We start from the raw sequence: 20,766 nt of genomic DNA, 5'->3' as shown, positions 1-20,766 counted from the left end.
AGTATCAATAGAAAAAGCCAAAGTTTAGTGGCTTTGGCTTTTTCAACGAACGCAATTAGTCGTTATCTACTTCTTCGAAATCCGCATCAACGATATCATCTGCGCCACCTTGTGCAGCATCTGGATCTTGTTGTGCTTGTTGTTGAGCAGCTTGTTCATATAATTTCACCGTTAGGTTTTGAACAATTTCATTCAACGCATCACGTTTTGTTTTCATTTCTTCGATGTTATCCGCTTCAACAGCAGCTTTTAGCTCATCGCGAGCTTCTTCAGCTTTTTTCACTTCATCTGCATCAACTTTACCATCTAATTCTTTCAATGTATTATCCACTGTGAATAATAATGAATCAACATCGTTACGTAAATCAACTTCTTCTTTACGCGCTTTATCTGCTTCTGCGTTTGCTTCTGCATCTTTAATCATGCGATCGATTTCTTCATCTGATAAACCTGAAGAAGATTTAATTGTAATAGTTTGCTCTTTTTGTGTTCCTAAATCTTTTGCAGATACGTTTACAATACCATTTTTATCGATATCAAACGTTACTTCGATTTGAGGAATACCACGTGGAGCTGCAGGAATATCTGTTAATTGGAAACGACCTAATGTTTTGTTATCTGATGCCATTGGACGCTCACCTTGTAACACGTGAATATCTACGGCTGGTTGGTTGTCTGCTGCAGTTGAGAAGACTTGTGATTTACTTGTTGGGATCGTTGTATTGCGATCGATTAATTTCGTAAATACGCTACCCATTGTTTCGATACCTAATGATAATGGTGTTACGTCTAATAATACGACGTCTTTCACATCACCACTGATTACGCCACCTTGGATTGCTGCACCCATTGCAACTACTTCATCTGGGTTCACTGATTTATTTGGTTCTTTACCTGTTTCTTTGCGTACAGCTTCAACAACTGAAGGAATACGAGTTGATCCACCAACTAAAATAACTTCGTCGATTTCTGATTGTGAAACGCCTGCGTCTTTTAATGCTTGACGTACTGGAATTTTCGTACGTTCAACTAAATCAGCTGTTAATTCATCAAATTTCGCACGAGTTAAGTTCATTTCTAAGTGTAAAGGACCTGCTTCGCCAGCTGTGATAAATGGTAAGCTGATTTGCGTGCTTGTTACACCTGATAAATCTTTTTTCGCTTTTTCAGCAGCGTCTTTTAGACGTTGAACAGCCATTTTATCTGCTGATAAATCAATGCCGTTTTCTTTTCTGAATTCTGCTACCATGTAATCGATGATTTTGTTATCAAAGTCATCTCCACCTAAATGGTTATCTCCAGCAGTTGATAGTACGTCGAATACACCATCACCTAATTCAAGGATTGATACGTCAAATGTACCACCACCAAGGTCAAATACTAAGATTTTTTCTTCGCGGTCTGTTTTATCTAAACCATAAGCTAATGCTGCTGCTGTTGGCTCGTTAACAATACGTTCTACTTCTAAACCAGCGATACGACCTGCGTCTTTTGTTGCTTGACGTTGCGCATCGTTAAAGTATGCTGGAACAGTGATTACTGCTTTTTCCACTTTTTCGCCTAAGTACTCTTCAGCAAAACCTTTTAAGTATTGTAAAATCATTGCTGATATTTCTTGTGGCGTATATGTTTTACCTTCTGCCTCAACGTTGAAACCAGCTTCACCAATATGACGTTTGATTGATGAAATCGTATGTGGATTTGTCACTGCTTGACGCTTCGCTACTTCACCAACTTGGATCTCACCATTTTTGAAAGATACAACAGATGGTGTTGTACGGTTTCCTTCTGGGTTTGTAATAATTTTTGCTTCTCCGCCTTCTAAAACAGAAACAGCTGAGTTTGTAGTACCTAAGTCAATTCCAATAATTTTACTCATAGTGAATGATCTCCTTTATATTTAAATTCAGTTTATTTTTTATTGAGCTACAATAACCATACTTGCACGTAATACGCGGTCATGTAGTTTGTACCCTTTTTGTAATACCTCTACGACAGTATCGGATGGAACATCTTCACCTGCCGGGATTGTTTGGACTGCTTGATGTATGTTTGGATCAAAAACTTCACCTTTTGCTGGAATTTCTTCAATTCCTTCTTCTTTAAGAGCAAAACGCAAACTTTCTAAAACCATCTCAACACCTTTTTTTAGTCCTAAACTTTGTTCGTCTGTTGCTTCAGTTGCCATCGCGCGCTCTAAGTTATCAATAGCAGGTAATAGCTGCTTACCTAGATCTTGCGAACGGTAACGTTGCAATAACTCACGTTCATTACGATTTCTTTGAACAATGTTAGCCATTTCAGCAGAAACACGTAAAAATTTGTCTTCCATCTCATCTAACTTGATTTTTAATTCATCGACTTCCGAAAGTTCAACTACTTCTTCTGCTTCAACTTCTTCAACCGCTTGATTGTCAACAATCTCTTCCGCATTTTTCTCTTCAGCGACTTCTAATTCTTTTTCTTCTGACAATTAACGAACATCCCTTCTTTAAAAACTTTATAATTAGGACTCACTACCTGTATCGAGTTCTCGATAGTAGTCAGCCAATTTCACTGATAATTCTTGTCGAAATAAATCGACTAGCCCAAACATTTTAGAATACGGCATATTCGATGGCCCTAAAAGAGCAATCGTTCCATGTCCATGTCCTTTAATGCTGTAACTACCTTGAATCAAACTCATATTTTGTAACAATTCATTTCCAAGCTCATCGCCAATTTTAATTTGAATCAGCGAATCATTCGGAGTTAATAACTGAGTTAGCGCCTCTGGATTTTTCATAAATGAATACATCGATTTGAACTGAATTTTATCTTGAGTTGGTTCAAAATCAAGTAAATTCATTCGTCCTCCAACATAAATACGTTCTTCAAACAATTGATTGAACATATTTTCAAATAAATCTAAAATACCTTCTGTTGTTTGGAAGTACTTATGTAGAGTCATCGGGATTTCGGTCCGTAAGCGATGGTATACGGTGATGAGCGATTCTCCGACCAAACGATCATTGATAATTCGAACCATCACATCTAGTTCTTCACTTCGGATGTTTTTTGGTAAAGTAAATACTTGGCTCTCAACATTCCCCTTATCTGTCACAATAATTGCAACAATTTGACGGTGATTGAGTGGAACCATTTTGAAACTCGTTAATCGTCGTTCGTTGACGTCGGGTCCTAAAGAAAGTGCAGTATAACTCGTTAAACTTGATAAAACGGTGGCTGATTGCTGAATAATTTCATTAATCTCACGAAATTCTTTACCAAGCGCTTGACGAATTTTTTGAACTTCTTGTTGTTCGACTTCAATCGGCTGTAACAAATGGTCAACATAGTAACGATAACCTTTCATTGATGGTACACGACCAGACGAAGAATGTGTTTTAACGAGTAAATCACGCTCTTCAAGCAATTTCATCTCATTACGAATCGTTGCAGAACTAACTGTAACGCCCGCTTCCATTAAGGTCTTGGACCCTACCGGTTGCCCCGTCGTCGTGTAGTTTTGAATGATCAATCGCAAGATATCGCCTTGTCTTTCTGTTAACAAATTTTCTCACCCCTTATTAGCACTCCTTTATCATAAGTGCTAATACGATTATAAATATACCATATCCTCACTATTTGTCAAGGATTTAGATAAAAAAATTAGCACTCATAAGAATCAAGTGCTAATCGATGTTTTATTCTTTTTCTAGCAAGAATTTTTCGAAGACGTCATTCCCGACGAACAAGCCTTTGGATGTTAGTCTTAAGCGCTTTTCATCCACAACTGCTAGCCCTTCCGCTTCTAAATCCGGCAATATCTTGGCATAGACCTCGGTTAACTCTTTCTTAAATTTTTCTTTAAAATTAGCCAATGAAACGCCTTCCAACTTCCGTAAACCTAAAAACATTTCTTCTTCTATTTGGTTTTGAAGCGTCAATTCTTCTGTCTCCACAATCGGTCGTTGATTTTCTTTTAGTGGTTTCATATAGTGCTGAATCGGTCCTAAGTTTTTATAGCGTTGATTACCTAAGTAGCCGCTAGCTCCAGCGCCAAAACCGAAATAGTTCTCGTTATTCCAATAAACAAGATTATGCATCGATTCTTTCCCTGGTCGAGCAAAGTTACTAATCTCATATTGATGGTGCCCACTTTTTTCCATCGCTTCCATTGCCTCGGCAAACATTTGTGTTTCAATTTCTTGACTAGGTAACTCTAAACGCCCTTGTCGAATCCAATTCATAAACATTGTTTTGTTTTCTAAAATTAAAGAATACATCGAGTAATGTGGTAAATCAAAAGCTAATGCTTGATTTAACGTATCTCGAAAACTTTCAAGTGTTTGTCCAGGTAAGGCATAGATTAAATCAATACTCACATTATCAAATTGTTTCTTTTCAAGTAATTTGATCGTGTCATATACATCTTGAGCAGAATGTTTACGTCCTATTTTTTTGAGTAAGCGATCATCAAAAGTTTGAACGCCCATCGATAAACGATTAACACCGTGTGCTTTTAATACTTCCAATTTTTCTGACGTCAAATCACCAGGATTCGCTTCGACTGTAAACTCTTTTGTCGTCGCCGTCGGTAGATAACGATGGACCCCCGTTAATAAAACATCCAACTGCTTAGCCGTCAAGGATGTTGGGGTTCCTCCACCAATATAAATTGTCTCTGAAATAGCTGTCGGATATTGTTCTAATGTTAAACGGATTTCTTTTAGCAACGATTCGATGTACTCATCCACAGGCTGCCCTTCCAAAAAGACTTTGTTAAAATCACAGTAATAACAAATATGCTCACAAAAGGGTATATGAATATACGCAGAAGTGCTTCTACGATGGTGGTTGTTTAATTCTTTCAATTTATAAAAACTCCTCAATAACTATTTTACACTGTTCAATATTTCTCCCTATTATAGCATAATTCTTTATATGTGTTTTTATTCGAACCTTACGAAAAAAAATAAAGCCCGGGCATGACTTTATTCCCTTAAAATAAATTTTGATTGGAACACAAATTGTTTTTGGTCTGTTGTTTGCGTTGCGACATCAAAACCACGATGACCAATCGCTTTTAAATGATGATCAATCGTCGAAATATTTAATAACTGACCACTCAGTTGGTTTTCTTGTCCTAAAAGCAAAGGAACTTTCTGCCCATTTTTTAGATAAACCGATCGCACACCCGCTGCAACGTTATCAACATTTGCAAAGATACATTCGATAGATTCATCGTTCACTAAACGTTCTTTCCCCACTCGCACCCCATCTTCGTACGTTGTAACACCCGAAATAATCTTTGAGGACTCAGGATAGGCGTCAAAAACTTCAAAATAAGTATCCAGTACCACTTGACTCGTCGCACTTGACTCATATTCACGACTTAACAAAATAGTAATGTTAGTGATTCCTTGATTTTTTAACCATAAAAACGCTTCGATATACGCTGGTCGACGATTTGAATAAACAGCTAACAAGTCACTTCTCTGTGGGTTTTCACAACAAACAATTGGTCCGTATTTCGTATATTCCGCTAATTTTTCTAAAGAAATCCCTCTGGATGTAAAGATAATAGCGTCAAATGCTTTACGTCTTAATTGCTCAAGGTATTCAACTTCAATCGTTTCATCATATTCTGAAGGTAAAATAACGACTCGATACCTTGTTGCGAACGCCTTATCAATGACACCGTTCAATATTTCTGTAAAATACGGATGTTGTGTATGCGGTAAAATCACACCAATCGTATTGTTTTTCCCATGACTTAAGTCGCGTGCAATCTCATTTGGGACATAATCGAGCGCTTGAATTGCAGCTTCAATCTGTTGACGAGCGGAGTCAGAGACATGATTTTTACTGTTTAAAACACGTGAAACCGTAGAGACTGAATAACCACTTTTCTTAGCTACATCATGAATCGTTGCCATATTACCCCTCCCTTTTTCCTTAATGACTACTAATGACAATATATCACCATTCAGTGGGTTCGTACATCTAACCAACCGAATTATTGATTGCTATATTTTTAAACCTAGCATCTAAAACCGGTTTTAGGTCAAGCAAGAAAAATAAGTCATCAAAAAAAGGGGACATCGTCGATTACAACAATGTCTCCCTTATGTAATTATACAAATAAGTATTTCTCTAAATCTAATGGATGAACAGACTCTTGCTCTTTAAACACGCGCATATTCCCGCCTGACAGCTCATCAATCAGCACGATATCACCGGCTTTTTCACCGCGACCAAACTCCAACTTAATGTCATAAAGTGTCAAACCTTTAGCAGCAAGTTCTGATTGAATCAATGAACAAATACGTCTTGTTTGCTCCTTGATGACTGCATACTCACCCTCTTTTAGAATCCCTAAAAGCACTAAAGCATCTTCATTAATGAATGGGTCTTGGCGCTCATCGTCTTTAATTGTGATCTCGACATAACCAGCTAAATCTGCTCCTGATTCAATATAATCACCGTAACGACGGATAAAACTGCCCACGGCTTTATAACGACAAATCACTTCTAACCCTTTACCAAAAACCGAAGCTTTTGTAACATCCATTGTTTTTTCATCGAGGTCAGCTGCTAGGAAATGGGTAGCAATTCCCGCTTCATTTAGTTGTTCAAAGAAATATTTACTCACTCTCAGACCTGATCTACCCGATCCTTCAACCGTTAAGCCAACTTGATTTTCACCTGGATCAAATACACCATCTTTACCAGTCATTTCATCTTTAAAAACCAACCGAATATTCCCGTCTGCTTTTTGGTAAACATCTTTTGTCTTTCCTTTATAAATGAATTCCATAACGCACCCCTTTAAATTAGTTAATATTTTTGGAACACCCATAGATTACCACACTTATTCGTGAATGAAAATGTTTATTAAAGTTTTTTCGTTCGTTTATAAGTTAATATTCGGATTATTCCTAGATTAACTTATAAGATTTGATTGTAATTAGCGAACGATCTAGCTTCTTTAATATTTTTAGGAATGAAGTATGAGTTTTCAGGAATCTTCTCGAGCGCAAAAAGCTCTAACTTTCGTTCAATTCCACCACCGTATCCTGTCATACTACCTGTTTTACCTATTACTCGATGACACGGGATAATAATCGAGATTGGATTACTTCCGACTGCTCCACCGACTGCCTGAGCTGACATTTTATCTTTCCCCATCGATTGCGCAATTTTTTGACTAATTTCCCCATAAGTCGTTGTTTGACCATAAGGAATTTGACAAATTTCTTTCCATACACTTTGTTGAAAGGAAGTTCCTTTCGGCGCAAGAGAAAATGTTATTTCCGGATTCTCACCTTTAAAATATGCATCCAACCAATGTACTACTTTGACAAATAAAGGCAGCATTTCTTCGATGATCCGCTGATTTTCTCTTTTTTTCTGGAATTCACTACGATGGTAATGCACGCCCGTCAAATCCTTGCCATCACTTAATAAAATAAGTTCTCCGATTGGTGAATGGTATGTTTGACTATATATTGTCATTTTTCTCCCACCTTTACTGTATGATTGACTAAAAAAAGAGCTTCGACCATCGTCTTCGCTCTTTCATTCATCAATCATTATCTCTTTGCAAAAAAATCTCTTGTATCTTTTTCATCTTGATTTAATTGTTCAATTAAACCTTCTACGCCAGAAAATGCAACTTGACCGCGCAAGAAGTGTAACCAACGAACTTCAACTTTTTCACCATATACATCTTGATTGAAGTCTAAAATGTTAACTTCAACAGTGATTGGACGATTCTTTTCGAAAGTATCATTGCGACCGATTGATCCCATTGAGGGGTACCATTGATCACCTACTTTGATTTCTGTCACGTAGACGCCTTCAGTTGGCAAATGAGTCGTACGTTGAATTTGGATATTGGCTGTCGGAAAACCTAATGTTCGACCACGAGCATCACCATGGACAACCGTTCCACCAAACGTATAATCGTAGCCTAAAAGCTTTGTAACTTCTTCCATATTACCAGTATCTAACTCTTTACGAATCCGTGTGGAACTAACTTTTTCTCCTGCAAGCGACTCCCTAGGAACCGTCACAACTTCAAAGCGCTCTTTCGCATAAATAGATAGTCTTGGCATATCAGCAATGTCTCGTTTGCCATAAGTATAATCAAAGCCCGCAACAACGGCTTTCGCATGTAACCCCACGATGTATTGATCAACGAATGCTTGAGGGGCAAGGCTTGCAAAATCAGAAGTAAACTCAACAATGTATAAATAATCCACGCCAAATTGAGCCATTAAGCGACTTTTCTGCTCTAAATTTGTTAAATATTTCATTTCATCAACTGGTACTTTTTGAAAAACAATCGATGGATGCTGATTAAAAGTCATTAGCGCTAACTTGATACCTTTTTGATCTGCCAGTTTTCGTCCTTCCTGGATTACCTTTTGATGCCCCTTATGTACGCCGTCAAAAAAGCCTAAAACAAGAACAACCGGTTCGGCTGGGATTTGATTTTCAGTGTACGGGTGACGAATTTCAATAATTTGCATGCGTTTATTCCTCTCTTAATTCGGTTCTGAGCACTTTCCGAGGTTTGACAATTCCCTCATTCGTTGGATGTGCTTCGTATAAACTTACTACCGTGCCTTTATAAAAAACAGCAATTAGCGTGTTCGGAATTTCCTCTAAACCTAACTCTTGATATGTCATGCGCGAACCATTTTTAACCATCAACCATAAATCATCACTAATATCAATTCTCGGAAATTCTTGCACACCATACTCCACCGGTAATAAAGCTTTTGAAATTTGAGATTCAGCCATTAGCTCAGCCACTTGTTCCAATGTGACACCTTGTTCCTTGGTAAAACCACCACTTGCTGTTCGAGTTAAATCTGACATGTGCGCCGGCACACCTAACAAGACTCCTGTATCAACTGCTAGGGTCCGAACATAAGTCCCTTTACCACAAGCGACTCTAAAACGCCAGCTCTGTGTCCCTGTTTCTTCATTCCAAACGGGATCAGAAGTCCGTTCAAAAGTATCGATTTGCGCTTTACGTTGTGGTCGTTCCACAGGCTCATTTTCTCGTGCATATTCGTAAAGTTTTCTACCATTAACTTTTACCGCAGAGTACATTGGGGGGATTTGAGTAATTTGACCCGTTAACCGTGTCATTGCGTCATCTATTTGCTCATTTGTAAAAGGCTGAGATAATCGAACTTGTTCTACAATCTCACCAGAAACATCTTCTGTCGTTGTACTAAAACCTAAGGTGATTTCACCTTCATAAATTTTTCCAGAATCCGTTAAAAATTCAATTACTTTTGTCCCTTTACCAATACAAATAGGTAAAATACCGTCCACATCGGGATCAAGTGTTCCACCATGTCCAACTTTTTTTGTTTGCAAAATCCTTCTTAATTTAAAAACGCAATCATGACTCGTCATGCCACGTTCTTTCCACAAAGGCAATATTCCATCCATTTATTTCACACCTTTATTAAACATTTCAACTGTCCTATTATAGCACGTTTCTAAAAATTAGACATTCCAAAGTCTTACTCAATCATAAAAAAAGCAGAAGCCAGTTCCGAGGAACGTCAGCTTCTGCTTTTAAATGACTTAATCTTGATTTAATTTTCTCAACATCGCATCAATTTTATTACCATATTCAACAGATTCGTCTAATTCAAAAACAATCTCCGGTGTTTTATAGATACTTAGGGCTTTACCTAATTCTCTACGAACAATCCCAGCTGCTTTATCTAAACCGACTTGAGCTGCTTTCTTATCAGAAGCAAGCCCTGATAAGATACTGTAATAAATTGTTGCTTGTTGTAAATCACCAGTCACTTGAACTTCAGTAATATTGACATCTTCAACCCGAGGGTCACGGACAGTTTTTCGTAAAATCTGGTTAACTTCTTTTAAAATTTCTTGAGCGACACGACGATTACGATAGTTAGCCATGAGACAGCCTCCTCTTGATTTTAATTTTTATTTTCTTTTAACTTCTTCCATAACAAAGCCTTCAATAATGTCATCTGTTTGGATTTCATTGTATTTCTCAATCATTGCACCACATTCAAAGCCTAATTTAACTTCTTTAACATCGTCTTTAAAGCGTTTCAAGCTTGCTAAGTGCCCTTCGAAAATTACGATGCCATCGCGGATGACACGAACGCCACTATCACGACGGATAAAGCCATCTGTTACGTAACAGCCTGCAATTGTTCCAACTTTTGAAACTTTATATGTTTCACGAACAAGCATTTGACCAGTAATTTTCTCTTCGAATTCAGGATCAAGCATCCCGTTCATCGCTGTTTCAATTTCATCAATCGCGTTATAAATAACACGGTGTAAACGAATATCCACTTGCTCTGCATCGGCTTGTTGTCTTGCTTGAATTGTCGGACGAACGTTGAATCCAATCATAATGGCATTACTTGCTGCTGCTAACGTAACATCACTTTCATTGATTGCACCAACTGCTGAATGGACAATATTTACACGAACGCCTTCTACTTCAATCTTTTGTAAAGAGGCAGATAGCGCTTCTGCTGTACCTTGAACGTCAGCTTTAATAATTACGTTAACGGCTTTAATTTCGCCTTCTTTTAAGCTGTCAAATAAGTTATCTAACGTTACGCGTGTATTGCTACCGCGTTGTTCTAATTGTGCACGTTTCGAGCGTTCTTCACCTGCTGCACGAGCTGTTTTTTCATCTTCGAATGTTACGAAACGATCACCCGCTTGAGGAACATCATTTAAACCTGTAATTTCAACTGGCGTTGCAGGTCCCGCTTCTTTGTCACGACGACCAATATCATTCGTCATTACACGAACACGACCAAAGGTATTTCCGACAACAATCGGATCCCCAACTTTTAGCGTCCCTTGTTGAACAAGAAGTGTTGCAACCGGTCCTTTACCTTTATCCAAGCGCGCTTCAATCACTGTACCGATTGCGCGTTGTTTAGGATTCGCTTTTAAGTCTTCTACTTCAGCAACTAATAAAATCATCTCTAATAGTTCTTCAATATTTTGGCCAAATTTCGCTGAGATTTCAACAAAAATGGTATCTCCACCCCACGCCTCTGGAATTAAGCCATGTTCACTTAATTCTTGCATCACGTGTTGCGGGTTTGCTGCAGGTTTATCGACCTTGTTAACTGCTACAATAATTGGCACTTCTGCCGCTTTTGCATGGTTAATCGCTTCGATTGTTTGTGGCATTACACCATCATCAGCTGCAACAACTAAAATCGTAATATCTGTGATACTTGCTCCACGAGCACGCATGCTTGTGAAAGCCGCATGTCCTGGTGTATCCAAGAAAGTAATTGGTTTACCGTCAATATCGATTTGATAAGCACCGATATGTTGCGTAATACCACCTGCTTCCCCACTTGTTACGCGTGATTTACGTAACGTATCAAGTAGTGTTGTTTTACCATGGTCAACGTGACCCATGATTGTCACAACTGGTGGACGTGAAACTAATTCATCTTCGTTTACTTCTTCAACTTCAAAGAATTTATCGATATCCGCAATATCAACTTGTACTTTTTCTTGCGCTTCGATTCCGTAGTCCGTCGCTAATAATTCAATCGTCTCTTTATCTAATGGTTGGTTTTGGTTAACCATCACACCCATCATAAAGAGTTTTTTGATAATTTCAGCAGGCTCACGGTAAATCTTTTTCGAAATATCCGCCACGTTCATGCCATCTGTATACTCTAAAATTTCTGGTAATTCACGGAATTTACGTGCTGGAACAGCTGGTTTCACTTCAGTTGATTGCTGTCTACCCTTACGGCCTTTTTTGTTAAAACGTGAACGATTTTGATTATTTCCCCAACCAGTATTACGACCTTGGTTTGAGTTATTACGCCCTGGTTGATTCGAACGATTTTGGTTTTGTCCTTGTTGTCCTGCATTTGTGCCTTGTGCTGGACGGTTTTGTCCTGGATTTGATCCTTGTGCTGGACGGTTTTGTCCTTGGTTTGACCCTTGTGCTGGACGGTTTTGCCCTGGATTTGATCCTTGTGCCGGACGATTTTGTCCTGGATTTGATCCCTGTGTTGGACGGTTTTGTCCTTGGTTTGACCCTTGTGTTGGACGGTTTTGTCCTTGGTTTGACCCTTGTGTTGGACGGTTTTGTCCTTGGTTTGGTCGTTGTGCCGGGCGGTTTTGACCCGGTTTTTTATTAAGCGCTTGACGGATTGAACGTTCTTGTGCTTCAGAAATAACAGCCATGTGATTCTTAACTGTGATTCCTAATGTGTGTGCTTTATCGATAATCTCTTTACTCGATGTATTCATTTCCTTCGCAATTTCATAGACTCTTTTCGTCATGTAATCACCTTCCTAACCTAATAATAGTTCCTTCATCTTCTCAGAAAAGCCACGATCTTTGACACCTACGACCATTCGACTTTTACCGATTGCCTGACTTAATTCATTTGAATTAAAGTCAGTTGAGCAAGTAACTTTGTAAAAAGAACTTTTGTCTTTAATACTTTTTTGCGTGTTTTTCCCAGCGTCGTTTGCGACAAACACTAAATGAACTTTTTGAGCTCGAATGTCTTTTAGTGTCAACTCTTCACCACTGATTAACTTTCCTGCACGCATCGCCAGGCCTAACAAGTTTAAAACTTTTTGATTATTCATTTGCAAACAACTCTTTTCGAGCTTTTTGATGCGTGACGTAATCTAGTAATTCCTGATAAAACGCATCAGGAATTTTCGTTTCTAACACGCGATCAAAAACCTTTTTATCCCATGCTGCCTGTGCTTCTTTAGGCTCAATTGCCAAATAAGCACCGCGTCCTGGGGCTTTACCTGTCGGATCAATTGAAACGACGCCTTCTTTTGAACGGGCAATCCGTAACAATTCTTTTTTCGGGAACATTTCGCCAGATACAACAGATTTTCTCATCGGAATTTTTCTTTTTTTCATATAAATCCCACCTCGAAATTATTCGTTATCGAACGTTACATTCTCGTAGTCATCTGAAGTCATATCTGGATTTCCCATGATAACTTCATCCACTACGGTTTCTTCCATTTGTACTTCTTTTTCTAAGTTTTCATAATAACTCATCATATCTGACTCTGATTTGATATCAATCTTAAAGCCAGTTAATTTAGCAGCTAAGCGAGCGTTTTGTCCACGCTTACCGATTGCTAATGATAGTTGGTAATCTGGAACAACAACCGTACATGCTTTTGGATTATCTGCTGAGAAAATGACATCACTAACTTCTGCTGGATTTAAAGCATTCCCAATAAAGACTGCTGGATCTTCGCTCCATTCAACAATATCCATGTTCTCGCCTTTTAATTCATTAACTAAAGCTTGTACACGTTGTCCTTTTGGTCCCACACAAGTTCCAACTGGATCAATGTTTGGATCGTGTGAACGAACAGCCACTTTTGAACGATCGCCAGCTTCACGTGCGATGCTAACAATCTCAACTGTACCATCATAGACTTCTGGTACTTCTTGCTCAAATAAGCGACGTAATAAATCTGGATGGCTACGGCTTACAAAAACTTGCGGGCCTTTTGATGTGTTTTCAACTTTTGATACATATACCTTAATACGGTCATGCGGTTGATAAAATTCATTCGCCATTTGATCTTGTTTTGATAAAACAGCTTCAATTTTACCTAAGTTTACATAAATGTAGCGGTTATCTTGACGCTCAACAATCCCTTGCATAATATCATTTTCATATGCGCTAAATTCCGTATAGATAATATTACGCTCCGCTTCACGAACTCGTTGCAAAATAACTTGTTTCGCTGTTTGAGCTGCAATTCGACCAAAATCTTTCGGCGTCACTTCAAAACGGATTTTATCACCAATTTCATAAGCGGGATTAATTAAGATTGCGTCTTTCAGAGAAACTTCTAGTTGAGAATCCATCACTTCTTCGGTTACTTCTTTTACCGCGTAAACATGGATGTTTCCTTTTTTATTGTCAAAGACAACTTCAACGTTTTGCGATTGGCCATAGTGACGTTTGTATGCTGAAATCAAGGCTGCTTCTAACGCTTCAATGACAATTTCTTTTGAGATGCCTTTTTCAGCTTCTAGCGCGTCTAAGGCGTTTAACATTTCTTTACTCATCTTCTTTGAATCCTCCGTTATTAAAATTGAACCGCTAAACGAGCGTGGGCAATATTTTTGCGATCAAAAGTCATTTCTTTTTCTCTTGTTTTAATACGAATCTTTAGAACCAATTGTTCGTCGTCAAATGACTGTAAAAAGCCTTCGTATTGTTTTTCGCCATCAACTGATTGATAGAAAGAAACATGAATATACGCTCCTAAAGCTTTTTCATAGTCGCTTTCTTTTTTCAATGGGCGTTCTGCTCCAGGAGAAGAAACCTCAAGAAAATAAGCTTGTGGAATCGGATCAGGGTTCATGGCATCCAAGGCGTCACTTAGACGTTCACTAACAAGTGCACAATCTTCAAGATCGATACCTTCTGCTTTATCAATGAAAACACGTAAAAACCAGTTTTTCCCTTCTTTGACAAACTCTACCTCTACTAACTCAAAATTTTCCGCTTCCAAAATCGGTGTTACTAAATCCGTAACAGTTTCCACAACCGTACTCAAAATGTGATCCCTCCTTTTATCTCTCGTAACGAAATCCATTTCATTCCATAAAAAGAGTGAGGGGAAAATTGCCCCTCACTCGACTCAAGTATCATTACATTTAGAAATATAACATATTTTTTCAGAAAACTCAAGGAAATCGCATGCAAACATTTAGTTTTATTGTTCGAACTTTACTTGCTACGATTCCAAACATCTGCGGCAATAGCATCAACGAAGATATCTAATGCTTGCACACTTGTTTCTTTCGAACCATAACGGCGGATATTTACAGAAGCATCATTCACTTCTTGATCGCCGACAACGATTTGATACGGAACTTTTTGTGTTTGCGAAGCACGGATCTTATAACCCATTTTTTCATTACGATTGTCTAATTCAACACGAATACCTTTTTCTTGCAGACGTTCTTTCACTAATTGGGCATATTCATGATGCGCTTCAACGGATACTGGAATAATCGTCGCTTGAACAGGCGCTAACCATGTTGGAAATGCACCTTTGTACACTTCAGTTAAGTAAGCAACGAAACGTTCCATTGTTGATACAATTCCACGGTGGATAACGACAGGGCGGTGGTTGTTTTCACCGTCTTCTCCAACATAAGTTAAATCAAAACGTTCTGGTAATAAGAAATCTAATTGGATGGTTGATAATGTTTCTTCATTACCTAAAGCTGTTTTTACTTGAACATCTAATTTCGGTCCATAGAAAGCTGCTTCACCTTCTGCTTCGAAGTACTCTAAACCAGACTCATCCATTACTTCTTTCAAGACTGTTTGCGCATGGTTCCACATATTGTCATCATCGAAGTATTTCTCTGTATTTTTTGGATCACGGTAACTAACACGTAAACGGTAATCGGTAATATCAAAGTCCGCATAAACAGCAGTCATTAAATCTAATGTGCGTTTAAACTCTTCTTTGATTTGATCCGGACGTACAAACGTATGCCCATCATTTAAGGTCATTTCACGGACACGTTGCAATCCAGATAATGCACCTGATTTTTCATAACGGTGCATTTGACCCAATTCTGCAATACGAATAGGTAATTCACGATATGAGTGGATGTCATTTTTATAAACCATCATATGGTGTGGGCAGTTCATCGGACGTAGTACAAGCATTTCGCCATCACCCATATCCATTGGTGGGAACATATCTTCGTGGTAATGTGCCCAGTGACCTGAGCGTTTATAAAATTCTACGTTAGCCATAATTGGTGTATAAACGTGTTGATAGCCTAACGCAATTTCTTTATCGGTAATATAACGTTCAATTGTACGACGAATCGTTGCACCTTTTGGCAACCAGAACGGTAATCCTGCACCCACTTCTGGAGAAAGCATAAATAAATCTAATTCTTTCCCTAGTTTACGGTGATCACGTTCTTTAGCCTCTTCACGCATTTGGATAAATTCTTTTAAGGCTTTTTTGTCAAAAAAGGCTGTTCCGTAGACACGTTGCATCATTTGGTTGTCTGAATTTCCACGCCAGTAAGCACCAGCTACAGATAATAATTGGAAGACTTGGATGCGCCCAGTTGATGGCAAGTGCGGCCCACGACATAAATCAATAAAGTCGCCTTGCTCATAAGCCGTAATCACTTCATCGGCTGGCAAATCATTAATTAACTCTTCTTTATACGGATCTCCAGCAAACAGTTCAAGTGCTTCTTCTTTTGATAGTACACGGCGAACAATCGGATGGTTCTCTTTTACGATTTTCATCATTTCTGCTTCAATAGCAGCGAGATCTTCTGCAGTTACTGGATTTTCCCCATTATCTGTATCATAGTAGAAACCAGAATCGATCGCAGGTCCCACACCGAAATGAATATTCGGATATAAATGACGCATCGCGTGTGCCATTAAATGAGCCGTTGAGTGGCGTAATAATGCTAATGCATCTTCGTGATCAGATGTCACGATTTCTAAACTAGCATCTGACTCAATTCCTAATTCTAAATCGACTAACTCACCATTAACTTTTCCTGCTAATGCTTTTTTAGCTAAACTTTTTGAAATGCTTTCGGCAATTTCTTTTGTTGTAATCCCAGCATCAAATTCTTTGATTGCGCCATCTGGAAATGTTACTTTAATCATTTTTTTTCCTCCTATATATAGATTTTTTATTGCAATTCCTGTTTTTTTTGCAATAAAAAAAGCCCTCATACCGCTCTATGCGATATTAGGACGTATCATCGTGGTTCCACCTAAATTTAAATATACAACAAAAGATTGTATATTTCTCAAGCGTGATAACGGAAACGACCGCCCTTGTTTCGACAAAGGTTGTAAAAAAAGTGGTCATTCTTTGGTTTTCTTCTGGAAAAGTTTCAGCCAAGCTTTTCCTCTCTAATAGAAGACTCTCAAATGCAGGTGTCTTTTTTATCAATCAAATATGTTCCTATTTAAGCACTTTTCCGAAGAAAATGCAAGCGACTTTCAATTTTTATTTTGTTTTCTTAAATTGATGGACAGTTTTTCTCATTTTTTTTCAAATCTTTCCTACTTTTTTAATAAAGTCGAAACAAGTACTATTCAGCAGTCATTTTCTTTTGTTAAAATAAGATAAGAAAAGGAGCGTGTTACTATGAACGTTTTAGCACTTTACCAACGAATACTTGCCATCGCTCAAAATGGTCAAACTTTTGGGAAAGACCCTTTTGATCAAGAACGTTATCAAGAACTAGAAAGAATCGCTATCACACTAATGAGTCAGTTAAGTGACCACCCCATCGAAAGCATTGTTGACCTCTTTACGTCAGAACAAGGTTACGCAACACCAAAGATTGATGTTCGCGCAGTGATTACCAAAAACAATCAAGTTTTACTTGTTCAAGATAACCAAACAAAAAAGTGGTCACTTCCAGGTGGTTTTGCCGAGGTCGGTTTATCACCCATTGAAAACATTCAACTTGAAGTACTTGAGGAAACAGGACTCGAAGTCACCGTTAGCTCTTTACTAGCCATCTTTGACACACAACAAACAAATAGCCCACAGACTTTCCAATTTTATAAATTGGTCTTCGCTTGCGAGGTACTAGGAGGCCATTTTCAAACAAACCACGAAACGAGTCAAGCAGCCTACTTTTCTTGGGATCAGTTACCCCCTCTTTCCACTAAAAGAACTTCTCTGGAACAACTACAGATACTGAAGTCAATAAAAAATAATATTCACATCGACGGAGGTCACATAAATGCACACAAAAGTCCTAACGATTAGCGGAGTCACTGCAGGTGGTAAATCTACACTCTGTCACACACTACTTGAATTACACCCTGAAGCAAAGTGCCTCTCTTTTGACGATTACAGTATCGATGCTTTACCAAACTCGCCCACATTTGACTTTTTCTTACAAGAACCGTTACTTGCAATCAATCAATATGATTTGACGGCATTAATGCGTGATTTTCATATCTTCTATGGAAAAGTCCCTCTAATTTTAGTGGACTTTCCTTTCGGTCGAACGCATCACATATTAAATGAATACATCGACTTAGCAGTGTACTTACAAACACCTTTTGATATTGCCTTAGCTCGTTACATTAAACGTGAATATAATGAACACAGCGCACCTCAAACTATTTTTGACTGGTGCCAGACGTATATTGAATTTGTTCAACCTCTCATTTCGTTACATGAAAAAACCGTCTTACCTTCTTGCGACCTTGTACTTGACGGAATAAATCCTCCTGAAACAAACGCCTTAAAAATCATGCCTTTCATCTAAAAAAGGCATGATTCTCATCAGTGATTAAGAATCAGAACTTTTTTTCGTATTCTATTCATTTATGTGCTATACTTTTAAGGTCAAATTTTTAGGAGGTATGCCTGTATGACTACCCGTGAAATGGAAAAAAATCAGTTAGTTAAAATCATTCAATTAATTGATAACGAAAAAGAAATTATCAAAATTCAGCAAGAAAAAAGTATTGATTCATTACAGGATCAATTAAAAGAAGTAGCTGAGAAAAAAATAAATACCGGTTCAGAAGAATCATTCTATGAATCCGTTGTTGAATATCAACAACATGAGCAGGATTTACTATTACGCTACCAAACGGCCGAAGCACAAAAAAAGCGCCTGAAAACATTAAGCGTGATGGAAAAATCTCCCTATTTTGCTCGAATTGACTTTAAAGAAGGGATTGAACCAGAAGAAACACTATACTTAGGAATTGCTTCCTTACGAAATAAAAACGAGGATACTTTAGTCATTGACTGGCGTGCACCAATTGCCAACTTGTATTATGACGGGACATTAGGACCCACTTTTTATAGTACAGACACCGATCATTTTGAGGTGGATCTTTTACTAAAACGTCAATTTAAAATTCAAGATGGCGAAATGATCTCTATGGTTGACACCGCTGAGAATATTAACGATGATTTTTTACTGGAAATTTTAGATGAAGCTTCATCTGGTCAAATGAAAAACATTGTTTCAACCATTCAACAAGCTCAAAATGAAATTATTCGCGACACAACAAACAAAGTCCTTTTAATTGAAGGAATTGCTGGTAGTGGAAAAACGTCCGCTTTACTCCAACGTATTGCTTTCTTAATGTATCGTAATCGTAAATGGTTAGAAGACGATCACATTTTGTTATTTTCACCTAACCATTTATTTTCTGATTATATTTCACAAGTTTTGCCTTCATTAGGTGAAAGCGAAGTACCTACACGAACCTTTAAAGATTTTCTACATCACCTATTACCTAAGTATGAAATCATCAGCGAAGAAGAGGAAGAAAGTCACTTTTTATCTGGCAAAGATAACCAAGTCGAAAAACTATTAAATAGCTTACAACTTGTACGCCGAATTGATGCCTATATCGAAAATATTACAGCCGTTGGACCACTTTTTCGCGATCTTAAGATTAAAGGTGAACTCTATATCTCTAGAAAACAGATTCGTCAGTGGTATAACGACACCAATCCAAATTTACCATTGTATCAACGTAGCCAATTGCTTCAAACAAAATTATTGAAAAAAATTGGTGGGCTAGAACGAGATGAGTTACGAAAACCTTGGGTCAAGGAAGAAACAGAAGATCGAATTCAAGAACTTTTTGAGAATGATCCACATCAAGAATATACTGAAGAAAATGAGCGTCGCTTACGCAAGAAAATTCGTATGCAAATTGTTCGCCGAAAATTCCGCAGCATGACAAATGGTGTTAAGAATTTCCAATTTATTAATAACCCAAAACAATATTTACATTTCTTACAGCAAGTGCCAACAAGTATTTTGAATAAATTTAATCTTTCAGAAGCAGAATGGTCAAATCATTTAAATGAGCTCAAACAGCAGTTCCGTCAACGTCAACTCTCGCAAGAAGATGGCATATTATTTTACTTATTATCAAAAAGTCTTTTCCCAATGGATGTCGAACAAAAAGCTCGTTTTATCTTTATTGATGAAATGCAAGACTTCCCTCCATCTCAAGTTGCTTTATTAAGAGAGCTTTATCCGAAAGCTGGGATTAGTTTATGCGGCGACTTAAACCAAAAAGTTTTTGGTAATGAAACGATTGTTGATTCACTCGATTACTTATTCCCAGATGAGTCCCTTGCTCGTTATCAATTAACAACCAGTTATCGTTCAACCAAAGAAATTACTGATTTTGCAAATCAATTCTTAACACAAGAAGATCAAGTAAAAACCACCGCACGTAACGGTAAAATCCCGACCTTAATTCAAGCAGCAACTACCCAAACAATGGTCGAAGAATTATTAAGCCACACAATGACAACCCATCAAAACCATCCACATTGGCGGATTGCTATTATTGGTAAAACCGTCGAAGAATGTGAAAATTTATATGCTCACTTTGATGAGAAAACGCAACATAAGATTCAATTAATTACTTCAGAAGATGATTTTATGAAACGCAATATTATGATTATCCCCGCCTACCTAGCAAAAGGTCTAGAATTTGATAGTGTCTTCGCTTGGAACATTGGTGATAATTTCGTGAATCATCAAGATCAACTCATTTTATATACTATCGCAACGCGTGCGATGCATGAGTTGACCATTTTAACTCCAGTAACGAAAAGTCCCTTATTTTCATTAACCGATCCCGCAACTTATCAAATCACGCAATCAAAATAGCAAAAAGTTCCTAAAAAGTCTATTAAAAGACT

19 protein-coding genes are annotated in these 20,766 nt (G+C 37.9%); 3 read left to right on the top strand and 16 right to left on the bottom strand.

What is annotated here, in order from left to right; translation table 11 throughout:
• Nucleotides 1-55: 55 nt before the first annotated feature.
• The 16 genes from dnaK to thrS form a co-directional block, all read right to left on the bottom strand.
• Nucleotides 56-1,879 carry a molecular chaperone DnaK gene (dnaK, locus tag IEV09_RS01385; protein ID WP_188366466.1) on the bottom strand — a complete coding sequence of 608 codons (1,824 nt, stop codon included), beginning with the start codon at nt 1,877-1,879 and terminating at the stop codon, nt 56-58.
• Nucleotides 1,880-1,918: 39 nt separating this feature from the next.
• On the bottom strand, nt 1,919-2,473 hold the full coding sequence (gene grpE, locus IEV09_RS01380; protein WP_188366465.1) for a nucleotide exchange factor GrpE: 555 nt from the start codon (nt 2,471-2,473) through the stop codon (nt 1,919-1,921).
• A 33-nt stretch (nt 2,474-2,506) separates the two neighbouring features.
• On the bottom strand, nt 2,507-3,553 hold the full coding sequence (gene hrcA / locus IEV09_RS01375) for a heat-inducible transcriptional repressor HrcA (RefSeq protein WP_188366464.1): 1,047 nt from the start codon (nt 3,551-3,553) through the stop codon (nt 2,507-2,509).
• Nucleotides 3,554-3,686: 133 nt separating this feature from the next.
• Nucleotides 3,687-4,856 carry a radical SAM family heme chaperone HemW gene (hemW, locus tag IEV09_RS01370; protein WP_188366463.1) on the bottom strand — a complete coding sequence of 390 codons (1,170 nt, stop codon included), beginning with the start codon at nt 4,854-4,856 and terminating at the stop codon, nt 3,687-3,689.
• Between the two features lie 120 nt (nt 4,857-4,976).
• Complete coding sequence (locus IEV09_RS01365) at nt 4,977-5,921, bottom strand: LacI family DNA-binding transcriptional regulator (protein ID WP_188366462.1); 945 nt, start codon at nt 5,919-5,921, stop codon at nt 4,977-4,979.
• A 197-nt stretch (nt 5,922-6,118) separates the two neighbouring features.
• Nucleotides 6,119-6,802, bottom strand: a complete 684-nt coding sequence (locus tag IEV09_RS01360) for a phosphoribosylaminoimidazolesuccinocarboxamide synthase (RefSeq protein ID WP_188366461.1) — start codon at nt 6,800-6,802, stop codon at nt 6,119-6,121.
• Nucleotides 6,803-6,933: 131 nt separating this feature from the next.
• Entirely contained in the window at nt 6,934-7,500 is a 567-nt protein-coding gene (locus IEV09_RS01355) for a methylated-DNA--[protein]-cysteine S-methyltransferase (RefSeq protein WP_188366460.1), read from the bottom strand.
• Between the two features lie 77 nt (nt 7,501-7,577).
• Nucleotides 7,578-8,519 carry a riboflavin biosynthesis protein RibF gene (gene ribF, locus IEV09_RS01350; RefSeq protein WP_188366459.1) on the bottom strand — a complete coding sequence of 314 codons (942 nt, stop codon included), beginning with the start codon at nt 8,517-8,519 and terminating at the stop codon, nt 7,578-7,580.
• Nucleotides 8,520-8,523: 4 nt separating this feature from the next.
• A complete protein-coding gene (gene truB / locus IEV09_RS01345) occupies nt 8,524-9,456 on the bottom strand; it encodes a tRNA pseudouridine(55) synthase TruB (RefSeq protein WP_188366458.1) in 933 nt (310 codons plus the stop codon).
• A 138-nt stretch (nt 9,457-9,594) separates the two neighbouring features.
• The gene (rbfA, locus tag IEV09_RS01340; protein WP_188366457.1) at nt 9,595-9,942 is read right to left on the bottom strand and encodes a 30S ribosome-binding factor RbfA; all 348 of its coding nucleotides are present in this window, start codon (nt 9,940-9,942) and stop codon (nt 9,595-9,597) included.
• Nucleotides 9,943-9,969: 27 nt separating this feature from the next.
• A complete protein-coding gene (gene infB, locus IEV09_RS01335; protein ID WP_229731638.1) occupies nt 9,970-12,333 on the bottom strand; it encodes a translation initiation factor IF-2 in 2,364 nt (787 codons plus the stop codon).
• A 12-nt stretch (nt 12,334-12,345) separates the two neighbouring features.
• The gene (locus IEV09_RS01325) at nt 12,346-12,648 is read right to left on the bottom strand and encodes a YlxQ-related RNA-binding protein (protein ID WP_188366456.1); all 303 of its coding nucleotides are present in this window, start codon (nt 12,646-12,648) and stop codon (nt 12,346-12,348) included.
• Complete coding sequence (rnpM, locus tag IEV09_RS01320) at nt 12,641-12,937, bottom strand: RNase P modulator RnpM (protein ID WP_188366455.1); 297 nt, start codon at nt 12,935-12,937, stop codon at nt 12,641-12,643. Before rnpM ends, IEV09_RS01325 begins: the two co-directional genes overlap by 8 nt.
• 18 nt (nt 12,938-12,955) lie before the next feature.
• On the bottom strand, nt 12,956-14,113 hold the full coding sequence (nusA, locus tag IEV09_RS01315; protein ID WP_188366454.1) for a transcription termination factor NusA: 1,158 nt from the start codon (nt 14,111-14,113) through the stop codon (nt 12,956-12,958).
• 20 nt (nt 14,114-14,133) lie between these two features.
• Nucleotides 14,134-14,607 (bottom strand): ribosome maturation factor RimP, encoded by a 474-nt coding sequence (gene rimP, locus IEV09_RS01310; RefSeq protein WP_188366453.1) that lies wholly within the window; start codon nt 14,605-14,607, stop codon nt 14,134-14,136.
• A gap of 173 nt (nt 14,608-14,780) precedes the next feature.
• Nucleotides 14,781-16,715, bottom strand: a complete 1,935-nt coding sequence (thrS, locus tag IEV09_RS01305; protein WP_188366452.1) for a threonine--tRNA ligase — start codon at nt 16,713-16,715, stop codon at nt 14,781-14,783.
• Nucleotides 16,716-17,205: 490 nt separating this feature from the next.
• Between thrS and IEV09_RS01300 the strand changes: the two genes are divergently transcribed.
• The 3 genes from IEV09_RS01300 to helD all read left to right on the top strand — a co-directional run bounded on the left by IEV09_RS01300 (nt 17,206) and on the right by helD (nt 20,734).
• Nucleotides 17,206-17,838 (top strand): NUDIX hydrolase, encoded by a 633-nt coding sequence (locus IEV09_RS01300; RefSeq protein WP_188366451.1) that lies wholly within the window; start codon nt 17,206-17,208, stop codon nt 17,836-17,838.
• Nucleotides 17,813-18,346: a nucleoside/nucleotide kinase family protein gene (locus tag IEV09_RS01295; protein ID WP_188366450.1), complete on the top strand. Its 534-nt coding sequence runs from the start codon at nt 17,813-17,815 to the stop codon at nt 18,344-18,346. Before IEV09_RS01300 ends, IEV09_RS01295 begins: the two co-directional genes overlap by 26 nt.
• 105 nt (nt 18,347-18,451) lie before the next feature.
• Nucleotides 18,452-20,734, top strand: a complete 2,283-nt coding sequence (gene helD, locus IEV09_RS01290; RefSeq protein WP_188366449.1) for an RNA polymerase recycling motor HelD — start codon at nt 18,452-18,454, stop codon at nt 20,732-20,734.
• Nucleotides 20,735-20,766: the final 32 nt, after the last annotated feature.

It is taken from the genome of Enterococcus alcedinis (genome assembly GCF_014635985.1).
Classification (GTDB): Bacteria; Bacillota; Bacilli; order Lactobacillales; family Enterococcaceae; genus Enterococcus_I; species Enterococcus_I alcedinis.
Note: the sequence above shows the minus strand (reverse complement) of the source record. Positions and strands in the feature narration are given on the sequence as shown.

Excerpts from the sequence above, each read along its gene's own strand:
- infB (WP_229731638.1), bottom strand. The coding sequence starts at position 12,333 with ATGACGAAAAGAGTCTATGAAATTGCGAAGGAAATGAATACATCGAGT.
- rbfA (WP_188366457.1), bottom strand. The coding sequence starts at position 9,942 with ATGGCTAACTATCGTAATCGTCGTGTCGCTCAAGAAATTTTAAAAGAA.
- rnpM (WP_188366455.1), bottom strand. The coding sequence starts at position 12,937 with ATGAAAAAAAGAAAAATTCCGATGAGAAAATCTGTTGTATCTGGCGAA.
- dnaK (WP_188366466.1), bottom strand. The coding sequence starts at position 1,879 with ATGAGTAAAATTATTGGAATTGACTTAGGTACTACAAACTCAGCTGTT.
- thrS (WP_188366452.1), bottom strand. The coding sequence starts at position 16,715 with ATGATTAAAGTAACATTTCCAGATGGCGCAATCAAAGAATTTGATGCT.
- IEV09_RS01325 (WP_188366456.1), bottom strand. The coding sequence starts at position 12,648 with ATGAATAATCAAAAAGTTTTAAACTTGTTAGGCCTGGCGATGCGTGCA.
- IEV09_RS01355 (WP_188366460.1), bottom strand. The coding sequence starts at position 7,500 with ATGACAATATATAGTCAAACATACCATTCACCAATCGGAGAACTTATT.
- truB (WP_188366458.1), bottom strand. The coding sequence starts at position 9,456 with ATGGATGGAATATTGCCTTTGTGGAAAGAACGTGGCATGACGAGTCAT.
- IEV09_RS01365 (WP_188366462.1), bottom strand. The coding sequence starts at position 5,921 with ATGGCAACGATTCATGATGTAGCTAAGAAAAGTGGTTATTCAGTCTCT.
- IEV09_RS01300 (WP_188366451.1), top strand. The coding sequence starts at position 17,206 with ATGAACGTTTTAGCACTTTACCAACGAATACTTGCCATCGCTCAAAAT.
- ribF (WP_188366459.1), bottom strand. The coding sequence starts at position 8,519 with ATGCAAATTATTGAAATTCGTCACCCGTACACTGAAAATCAAATCCCA.
- IEV09_RS01360 (WP_188366461.1), bottom strand. The coding sequence starts at position 6,802 with ATGGAATTCATTTATAAAGGAAAGACAAAAGATGTTTACCAAAAAGCA.
- nusA (WP_188366454.1), bottom strand. The coding sequence starts at position 14,113 with ATGAGTAAAGAAATGTTAAACGCCTTAGACGCGCTAGAAGCTGAAAAA.
- IEV09_RS01295 (WP_188366450.1), top strand. The coding sequence starts at position 17,813 with ATGCACACAAAAGTCCTAACGATTAGCGGAGTCACTGCAGGTGGTAAA.
- helD (WP_188366449.1), top strand. The coding sequence starts at position 18,452 with ATGACTACCCGTGAAATGGAAAAAAATCAGTTAGTTAAAATCATTCAA.